This is a genomic window from Aliivibrio sifiae (genome assembly GCF_002954705.1).
GTDB lineage: Bacteria > Pseudomonadota > Gammaproteobacteria > Enterobacterales > Vibrionaceae > Aliivibrio > Aliivibrio sifiae_A.
Genome location: NZ_MSCO01000001.1, coordinates 948,116 through 957,601, shown reverse-complemented (window position 1 = coordinate 957,601; position 9,486 = coordinate 948,116). Strand labels below are relative to the sequence as shown.

The window sequence follows — 9,486 nt, the reverse complement described above, 5'->3', positions numbered from 1 at the left end:
TTTCATTTTTTGGCTTATCTTTATTTTTCTGATAAATAAAACTTAGCGTTTTAAATGCATCGTCAACCCGTAATTTAATCGAACGTTTTAATGTTGCTTCTGTTAAATTACGTTGATAACTTATCTGCTGATAAATAGTTTCTACCTGATGCTTAATGCGGTTCTTTTCTTTTTCTACAGACTCACTATGTAAAGAATCGATTAACGTCTCAACCTTCGCTCTATTCTCATGAATAATGATTGCATTTAAAACAAAAGTAAAAATACCAATCAATACAACAGGCATTAATGAAATCAACGTTAATAGCTTTTTATCAGATTGGCGTTGCATACTCTCTCATTCATAAATATAAAATAAGCGGCCAATAATAATAAATTTACAGTGAAATAACATCTTTATTACTATTAATATTGTAAATAACAACTATAGGCGTGAATCCTGCCAAGGTATGCGGCTTAATGATTAAAAATCAGGAGGAAAAACAAACAATTCGTATGAGATACCTGCTTTGAATCTGAGAAGAAAAACAAAAAACAATATTTTGATTGGTATCTTTCTTTTCTTCGTACTAAATTAATTACTCAAGCTATTACTCATTAGTTGTGATTATTCTGAGGTATTAAATGAAACGATCGACATTATTAGCACTTTCTGCAATTGTACTGTTTACAGCAGGATGCTCTCAGCAAACAGAACAAACTTCAGCTCTCTCCTCTGATAACACGAATCCGCTGTGTAACGTAGATAGCGGAATGGCTGGAGGTTGGGTGACATCAACAGTGACTCCAGACGTTGAAAGTGCCTTAGATCATGTATTAGGAATGATGAATACATCAGCTAAATTAAAACAAATCCTAGATGTAAAAACTCAAGTGGTTAATGGCATAAATTATGCAATAGATTTTGAACTAGATGATGGAAAAGTCTGGAATACTAAAGTATTCAGAAGTTTAAATGGTGAATTCAAAATGACTCAGCCAGCCCAACAAGGCAGTTTCACTCAAGATTGTCAGTAATTAATAGTATATATTCTAACGAGGATTTTTTATGTTTAAGAAAACAGCAATTACATTTGGCTTACTTATCTCTCTTGCTGCTTGTAGTTCTACCGCACCTAAAGAACCAGAAAAAGCAAATATGGCAAATCCTGCCGCTGAATTTTGTGCTGAGCGCGGAACGTACGATTTAGATTCAGGTAACTGTGCATTAAACAATGGCGATGTGATTAACGCTTGGGAATATTACCGCAGTCAAAAACATACAATGACAAAACCAGTAGGTAAACCAAATCCAGCAGCCGCTTATTGTATTGAGCAAGAAGGCGCTTACAATTTAGACAACAACGATTGTACATTGAAGACCGGTGAAGTGGTTAATGCGTGGGATTTTTATCGTAGCAGCCAAAAATAATATCAATTAATTACTAATCGTTTTATCTGTATACTAAGGCTGTTTTCAGCCTTTTTTCTACCTTTTCTTTTATTGATAGCTAATCTCATTTAGAATGCACCCATTGCTTATATTAATGGATGAATCATGTCATATTTACTTTCTATTACTCTACTCTGGGCCTTTTCTTTTAGCTTGATCGGCGTGTATTTAGCTGGTCAGGTAGATGCTTGGTTCTCTGTTTTAATGCGTATTAGCTTAGCAACTCTTGTTTTTCTTCCTTTCCTGCGCCCAAAACAAGTTCCATTACCTATTGCACTTAAACTTATGCTAATTGGTTCAATACAGCTTGGTTTAATGTATGTATTTTACTACCAGTCTTTTCTTTACCTCACGGTACCAGAAGTCTTATTATTTACTGTGATGACCCCTATTTATATCACTTTATTAAATGATGCTTTTGAAGGTAGGTTTCACCCTAATTTCATGATCAGTGCTGTTATCGCAACACTTGGAGCGATCGCTATTCGCTATAATGGGATTGATTCAGGATTCTTATTAGGCTTTACTACTGTTCAGGGAGCCAACCTCTGCTTTGCTACCGGACAAGTATGTTATAAACGATTAATGAAAGATCAAGACATTGAACAAAAAACTGTCTTTGGTTTCTTTTTCATTGGCGCTCTTATCATTGCCTCAGTTTGCTACGCGCTCTTTGGTAACAGTGAAAAATTACCAACAACAATGACTCAGTGGGGTGTATTAGTTTATTTAGGTACCGTCGCTTCTGGTATTGGTTATTTCATGTGGAATAAAGGGGCAACACAAGTAAATGTCGGCGTATTGGCGGTAATGAATAACCTACTTATCCCTGCTGGTATTCTAGTTAACTTATTAATTTGGAATCGAGATGCCGATATCTTACGTTTAAGTTTGGGTGGCGGATTAATTCTTATCGCTTTAATTGTAAACCAGAAATTAGAAAAAAAACGCTCAAACAGTACCCCTTCTAAGCTCTAATGCATTAACGTCATTTATTGTTTACCTCAAGAATAAATGACGTTAATACTGCTCTTGAATTTCATATTCATACTACCGAAATAACTCTCTACAACGTGACTTATTTTTGCATATTAATTACACAACTATTCGTTACTTTTCATCTAATTCCTTGTGTTTAATTCATCCCCCTATTGATTAGTAAATTTTATCCTTACAAGAAAAATTGCTCGTTTTACTTGCTTTCTTTTTAGCCTCATAGTCGCGGAAAATCTACTTCCTATTCATTATTTTGAGGCACTGCGGTGAACACAACTACATCAACTCAATCACAAGCTGGTCTACTGATCCCTGTGGTTGCTCTTTCTTTATTTGCTATAGCATCTGGATACTTAATGAGTCTTATCCCGTTGATGTTAAGTCAATATGGAATGGAGGCGAAATACGCAAGTTGGTTAGCCAGTGCTTTCTATGCAGGTCTACTTGTTGGGGCAGGGCTGATCGAACCTTTTGTTGCTCGCCTTGGCCATAAAAATGCATTTGTACTTTTTCTAGGTTTACTTGCTGCAACAATTGTAATTCTTCCTGCTGCTCCTATTGAATGGATATGGATGACAGCACGTTTTATTGCAGGAATTGCTGTAGCTGGTGTTTTTGTTGTTGTTGAATCTTGGCTATTAATTGGTGATGCAGAAAGCCGTCCAAAACGTCTTGGCTTATATATGGGGGCACTCTACGGTGGCTCATCCCTAGGACAATTAGGTATTGGTTTTATTGGTATCGAAGGCTTACTTCCTTACTACATGATCATTGGTTTAATCATGATGGCAATCGCTTGTCTAATATTTGGAAAAGGCGCTCAGCCACAAGTTCAACATCACAATGTGCTAAACCTAAAACAAATCTTAAAATTAAACAAAGCCTCTATCATGGGCTGTGTTGTTTCAGGGTTATTACTTGGTGCCGTTTATGGGTTAATGCCTTTAGAACTAAAACACAGAAACATCAATATCACTCAAATTGGCAGCTTAATGGCTCTGATTGTTCTTGGTGGTATGGCGGTACAACCTATTGTTTCTTATTTATCTAAGCACTTAGGCAAAACATTATTAATGGCATTATTTTGTGTGTTGGGTGTATTTGCTATTGGTTTAACCACTCTAAGCGACAGCACTGCGATTCTTGCTACCTCATTAGTACTTCTTGGTATGGCGGCATTTGCCCTTTATCCAATTGCTATCTCTTTAGGCTGCGATACGTTAGATGAGTCATACATTGTGTCTGCAACTCAAGTGATGTTGTTTAGCTACAGTATTGGCTCTGTATGTGGCCCTGTGCTAGCAAATACCTTAATGCATACTGCTGAAGGCTTAATGAGTTATTTATTTGCCATCTTACTAGCAACAGCAATTTACATGCTGCTAGCAAGCTTACGTCAACACCGCCCAATGGTTGCTGGAGAGTAATTATCTCTCTCTTTGATTAACACTAGGTTCTTAGGGTGCATAACGATACAATACGCCCTAAGAATTCTTTATGAGTAATTACAATGGAAGATGCACAATACGTTGTTGAATGGGGCGAAACTATCACCCTTAATTTTGAAGGTGCCCAACTGGTTTCGGCTTACCATACTTGTCCTGAAGAAGGTGATGAAACGGACCTTGAGTTTGGTGAAGGTTGGTTCCAAGGCCCAGATGATGAAGAATACCGTATCGAATTACAAATGGCGCCTTTCCATCCTTACGATGAAGATCCTGTTCGCCTAGCAAACATCACGATTAATGGTGAAATTGTTAAAATATTAGAAATTGCTGAAACGGTTGATGGCGAGTTTTTTATCGAACCAAGCGACAGCGATTACTAAATTACCGTCCATTTAATAAAAAGCGCATTCAACATAATGCGCTTTTTTATTATTATGCTTCCCTCTCATCTATGATAACTTTTGCTGCTACCTTTAATTATTCATATTGATATGTTACATAACACCTTTATTCTTTATAATACATGGCAGTAATCAATGAGAGCCATCATTCAACAATTTGGTCCCGCATTAGAATCTATAGCATTAGAACATTACACCCCAGCCTCTCTTTCCTCTTCACAGATTCAATTAAAAATGCGTTTCAGTACTATGAATCCATCGGATCTCATTACTATTTCTGGTGCTTATCGCTCTCGAATTTCTTTGCCTTTTATTCCAGGATTTGAAGGGGTTGGAATTGTCCATCAATGCAATGAGCAAGATTCGGCCTTCTCAATTGGGGATAGGGTTTTACCTATTGGAAGCGCCGGAGCTTGGCAGAGCTATCGAAACATCGATGAACGATGGTGTTTTACAGTTCCTAATCAACTCAGCGATGAGCAAGCCGCTACGTCTTATATAAATCCAATGACAGCTTGGCTGATGCTATCAGAACGCTTACAGATACAACAAAATATGACAGTACTTATTAACGCAGCAAATTCTGCAATAGGACTAATGCTTGTACGTATGTTGAACCATCTTGGAATAAAACCGATCGCTATCGTTCGCCGAGATAATACCTTACAAGAGTTCGAAGGTTGTAAACTCCAACGTATTATCAATATTAATAATAGAGATGATTATCACTCATTAATAAAAATGAAACATCACATCAAAGTAGATGCCATCTTAGATTGTATAGGAGGGGGAGAGTCCTTAATGCTTTCTTCTTTGCTTAAAGAGCATGGGCAGTTCATTAACTATGGTTTATTATCCGCACAACCTATTCCACCTCAATTTTGGCTTGAGCGTCCAGACATCAATTTTTCTTACTTCCATTTAAGACAATGGATCCACTCTGCTGAAAAAATCGATATTCAAAATAAGCTCAATGAAGTAATGCAGTTGGTTTATAAAGGGATTGCCGATACAAAAATTAGTGCTCGCTTCTCTTTAAAAGACATCCACAGCGCACTTAATTATATTCAAACGAATGAAGAAACAAAGAAAGGGAAAATCTTACTCACTTTTTAATATTAAGAGTAGATACAATACAACTTGCACATTGTATCTACTCGTAATTTTAATTATTTATTTAATCGCTTTTCCATCGATAAATGTGGAATATCCGCTTCAATAAACTCTTCACCGTATGGTTGAAAACCCAATTTAGTGTAAAAATCAATTGCATGCTTTTGAGAGCCTAAATACACTCGCTCGTACCCTTTCTCTATCGCTTCATCTATTAAAGACAATACAATTTTAGAACCTAAACCTTTTGAGCGAAACGCTTTAACAATAGCAATACGACCAATATGCCCATCATCTAAAATTCGCCCAGTCCCTACAGGTTTACCTTCAAAAGTAGCAAGAGCATGAACAGCAACGTCATCTAGGCCATCAAATTCTATTTCAGGGTCAATCTGCTGTTCTTTAATGAAAACCGTATCACGGACCTCACGAATAAAATCTTTACTCTCACCAGAGTATTCCACATTTTTCACTTCAAACATGTTATCACTCACTATCATCGTTCATGGATAAATTCGACATTAATTTCTTTAATCTTGCTAAATCAATCGCACTTGAACGTACAGTTAATTTAATATGATCGTACTCATACTCTTCAGTAACAACACTCATGCTTGAGCGGATCTCTCCCATAATGCCTTTTGCAGTATAAGGTACGATGATCTCTTCTTCGATCATTCCTTGCTCAGAAGCATTTACAATGTACTTATGTAGCTTAGCTACATCAAGGGGATTACGAGTAGACGTCATCATTGCATCTGGAAACTCTTCCATCAATGCATCTTGTTGCTCAGGAGTCAGTTGATCTGATTTATTTAAAACGAGTAGCTTATCAATCCCATCAACACCGACTTCACCAAGAACCTCATGTACCACCTCAAGCTGCGTTCTAAATGTAGGGTCTGAAGCATCGACCACATACAATAATAGTGATGCATCATGAGCTTCAGCTAAAGTAGAATGAAATGAAGCGACTAAATCGTGTGGTAATTTTTTAATAAACCCAACCGTATCAGACACAAGGATACGAGGTTGAGTTACGGGGTATAAGGCACGAACGGTAGTATCTAATGTCGCAAACAGCTTATCTTCAACTAATACTTCACTGCCCGTAAGCGCTCGCATCATTGATGATTTACCCGCATTCGTATAACCAACTAAAGCCACACAGAATAGTTCAGATCGCTGTTTACGGCGACCTTTCAACTCAGCTTGGACACTTTCTAACTCACGTCTTAATTCTGCCAGTTGATCTCGGACTTTACGACGATCTAACTCTAGGTTTGTTTCTCCGGCGCCTTTACCCATTTGGCGTTCATTATCACCAACAGTAGACTCTCTAAGGCGTGGAGCAACATAATTAAGGCGAGCCATTTCAACTTGTAATCGCGCAGTTCTGGTACGAGCATGACGACTGAATATCTCAATGATAATGCCAGTACGGTCATACACCTGAACACCAAGCTGGTTCTCAACATTACGCAGTTGTGATGGGCTTAAATCGCAGTCAAAAACCACCACATCAGCACAACCAAAATGTAGATTTTCTGAAGGGATATCGTCAAAATCCATCTCATCAAAGAAATCTTCAGTATCGGCATCATCAACCTCACCTTGATTCCCCGTGATATGTGCGATTTCGGCTAGCTTACCGACTCCCAATACATTCACTTTTTGAGTTGATGTTTGCTTTTGAGATTGCGTACCAACAACTTTAAAACCTAGAGTTGTCACTAAGCGGCCAAGCTCTGCAAGAGATGCTTTGGCTTCGTCACCTTTAAACTGTGGTGTACAAATAGAAATAAGTAACGCGTGGTTAAGTGATGGTTTCTCTGTTAATTTCATGATTTTATCTTAGTGAGCCGAAACCCAAACCTAATTTTTATCTAAAGTTGGTCTGATCCTACGCTGTTATAGGTTAGCTTTATAGGAAAATAGGACACTAAATACATATATTATGTTAATTAGTGATAAATCGATGATATTCAATAGCAATTATCATCTATTGACGTGATTTTTATGCGCCGTTTTTTTATTCATGATTTTCGATTACCAAGATAGATGCTCGCCGCTATAAGTCAAAAATGAGCCGCTTTCTTGTGGTGTACTTGAAGCCACCAAGCCAATAAGAGCATAGGCAACTTTTTCTGGCGTAAATAATTTACCTTGGGGGACATTAGCCTGAAATGGTTCAGATAACGCTGTGTCCGTTGTCCCAGGATGAAGTGCTAATACTACGCCATGTTTTAGTACTCTTTGCCACTCAATTGACATCGTTTTTATGAACATATTTAAAGCCGCTTTTGATGCTCTATAGCTATACCACCCACCTGATCTATTGTCTGAAATACTACCTACTTTGGCAGAAATAACAGCAAACTTAGGCCTATCTGTCTTTTTGAGTTTTGGCGTAAAATATTTAGCGAGGAGTAATGTTGGCACTGTATTAGTAGCCATCATTTGTTGAAAAAACACATAATCTAAGGCAGCTAAGTTTTTCTCTGGCCCTTTATCTGAAGTATGTAACAGACCAACACAATTAATTACCCAATCAATATCATCAAACAATTCACTTAATGATTTTACATCTTCATTATTACTCGCATCTACTTGATGCCAAACAATCCTCTCATGATGCCACTGTGGTTTTTCTCGCCGATAAGTCGCATGAAGTTGAGCGTCTGGATATCGCGTTAAACTCTCCTTTAGCATCGCAAAACCTATTCCTCCATTACCCCCAACAATAAGTATCTTCATCACACCTCCTTAATATGAGCCAAGTCATCTTAAAAAATCACTTTGAGCAACTATTTTCATTACAGCGTGAGGTACCCGTTAACCAATAGGAAACACGGTAACGATTTTTCGCAAAGCGGAGATAACACCAATCAGCAAGTACTTTAACTCCCGGCCAGCGCAACGGAGCATAAAGCCAACCTTTACCAACTAATTTCCATGCAAAATACGTTACATCCAACCCAAGAATAAGATCGCCATTTTGATTTAATGCATGTAAAACTGTATTTGCTGCTTTAGCATCGATATGAGGATATTCTGAAAACGCTTGACTATAAATATCAACGGTCTTGATTACTTGATTTTTATCTTGTTGACTAAGTGCACTCATCTCTTTTTCACATAATGGGCAAGTACCATCATAAAATATCGTTAACTTATGCATATAACCCCTAATTTTGACTATTATAGAGTATACGTTACACGCTATTTTTTAGATCAAAATAAAGAATTAGTATGTTTATTTTTGAAATTATATCAACGTAACTATTGAGAGATTTAACCAGTAATAATGATCAGATAGTTAATGTAATTGGTATTAAATCTGAGGGAGGATGAAAAATATGGTAATGGAATAAGGATCTGAGGTTTCCACATGCCTAGATACGAAAAAACCCCAGCATTTCTGCTAGGGTTTCGAATGTGGTGGTGAGTGAGAGATTCGAACTCTCGGTACGTTTTTGCTTCGCAAAGAGCATCACCTTCGGCGATGGGCCATACAAAATCAATCACTTATAAATAGCTTCTTCAGTCATTCAATCTTAAGTGTACTCTTTATTGTCTTTCTTTTTCAATCATATTCTCATATTTAAACTGTCATTTAAAAAACTATACTTGCATATCAGTTATTTAGCGTTAACATTCGCCATTCTTTAAATCTTCGCAAATTTTCATGAAAGGCAATTGGCAATGAAACATTATTTTATACTCGCTGTAATCTTAATTTTATCAGGCTGTTCAACAATTAAAGGCCGTGAAATTAGACCTCAATACACGGAAACATTAGCACCAATCACAGCTGAACAAATAGCTTATGCCGTCGATAATACAAAAGACTGGTCTGTAGTTGAAAAGGCGGGGGAAACAGTAGTAGCACATTACTTCAATAGGCATGAAGTGATTGTAGAAATTACACCTGATTACTCAGGGTTTAACATTGAGTATGTTAGTTCAAGTATTGAATATAGCGATGGACGAGTACATAAAAATTATTACGCATGGATAAAGAAACTAAGTTACAGCATTAAACGTCAAGCTTACCGCTCAAAACAAAAAGAAGTTGTTCAACAACCAATCATAG

Annotated in this window: 12 protein-coding genes; 7 read left to right on the top strand and 5 right to left on the bottom strand. The window is 37.1% G+C overall.

Translation table 11 applies throughout. From position 1 onward, the window contains the following. The coding region (locus BTO22_RS04375) for a cache domain-containing protein (RefSeq protein WP_181044561.1) at positions 1-331 on the bottom strand (331 nt) is incomplete at its 3' end. Positions 332-624: 293 nt separating this feature from the next. On the opposite strand from BTO22_RS04375, the gene BTO22_RS04370 reads away from it, so the two are divergent. The 6 genes from BTO22_RS04370 (at position 625) to BTO22_RS04345 (ending at position 5,393) form a co-directional block, all read left to right on the top strand. Then, positions 625-1,017 carry a cystatin domain-containing protein gene (locus BTO22_RS04370; RefSeq protein ID WP_105054436.1) on the top strand — a complete coding sequence of 131 codons (393 nt, stop codon included), beginning with the start codon at positions 625-627 and terminating at the stop codon, positions 1,015-1,017. Between the two features lie 31 nt (positions 1,018-1,048). Then, positions 1,049-1,411, top strand: a complete 363-nt coding sequence (locus BTO22_RS04365) for a DUF333 domain-containing protein (protein ID WP_105054435.1) — start codon at positions 1,049-1,051, stop codon at positions 1,409-1,411. 126 nt (positions 1,412-1,537) lie between these two features. Then, positions 1,538-2,410, top strand: a complete 873-nt coding sequence (locus tag BTO22_RS04360; RefSeq protein ID WP_105054434.1) for a carboxylate/amino acid/amine transporter — start codon at positions 1,538-1,540, stop codon at positions 2,408-2,410. A gap of 284 nt (positions 2,411-2,694) precedes the next feature. Beyond that, on the top strand, positions 2,695-3,855 hold the full coding sequence (locus BTO22_RS04355; protein WP_105054433.1) for an MFS transporter: 1,161 nt from the start codon (positions 2,695-2,697) through the stop codon (positions 3,853-3,855). An 83-nt stretch (positions 3,856-3,938) separates the two neighbouring features. After that, a complete protein-coding gene (locus tag BTO22_RS04350) occupies positions 3,939-4,256 on the top strand; it encodes a hypothetical protein (protein WP_060990608.1) in 318 nt (105 codons plus the stop codon). A gap of 156 nt (positions 4,257-4,412) precedes the next feature. Beyond that, positions 4,413-5,393: a zinc-dependent alcohol dehydrogenase family protein gene (locus tag BTO22_RS04345; protein WP_105054432.1), complete on the top strand. Its 981-nt coding sequence runs from the start codon at positions 4,413-4,415 to the stop codon at positions 5,391-5,393. Between the two features lie 53 nt (positions 5,394-5,446). Here the strand turns inward: BTO22_RS04345 and BTO22_RS04340 are convergent, their stop codons facing one another. The 4 genes from BTO22_RS04340 to BTO22_RS04325 form a co-directional block, all read right to left on the bottom strand. Further along, positions 5,447-5,872 (bottom strand): GNAT family N-acetyltransferase, encoded by a 426-nt coding sequence (locus tag BTO22_RS04340; protein WP_105055554.1) that lies wholly within the window; start codon positions 5,870-5,872, stop codon positions 5,447-5,449. A gap of 4 nt (positions 5,873-5,876) precedes the next feature. Continuing rightward, positions 5,877-7,235 (bottom strand): GTPase HflX, encoded by a 1,359-nt coding sequence (gene hflX / locus BTO22_RS04335; protein ID WP_105054431.1) that lies wholly within the window; start codon positions 7,233-7,235, stop codon positions 5,877-5,879. Positions 7,236-7,439: 204 nt separating this feature from the next. After that, positions 7,440-8,147, bottom strand: a complete 708-nt coding sequence (locus BTO22_RS04330) for an SDR family oxidoreductase (RefSeq protein ID WP_181044560.1) — start codon at positions 8,145-8,147, stop codon at positions 7,440-7,442. A 37-nt stretch (positions 8,148-8,184) separates the two neighbouring features. Then, on the bottom strand, positions 8,185-8,571 hold the full coding sequence (locus BTO22_RS04325; RefSeq protein WP_105054429.1) for a thiol-disulfide oxidoreductase DCC family protein: 387 nt from the start codon (positions 8,569-8,571) through the stop codon (positions 8,185-8,187). A gap of 524 nt (positions 8,572-9,095) precedes the next feature. Here BTO22_RS04325 and BTO22_RS19920 point away from each other — a divergent pair. After that, on the top strand, positions 9,096-9,486 hold a 391-nt coding region (locus BTO22_RS19920), incomplete at its 3' end, for a hypothetical protein (RefSeq protein WP_105054428.1).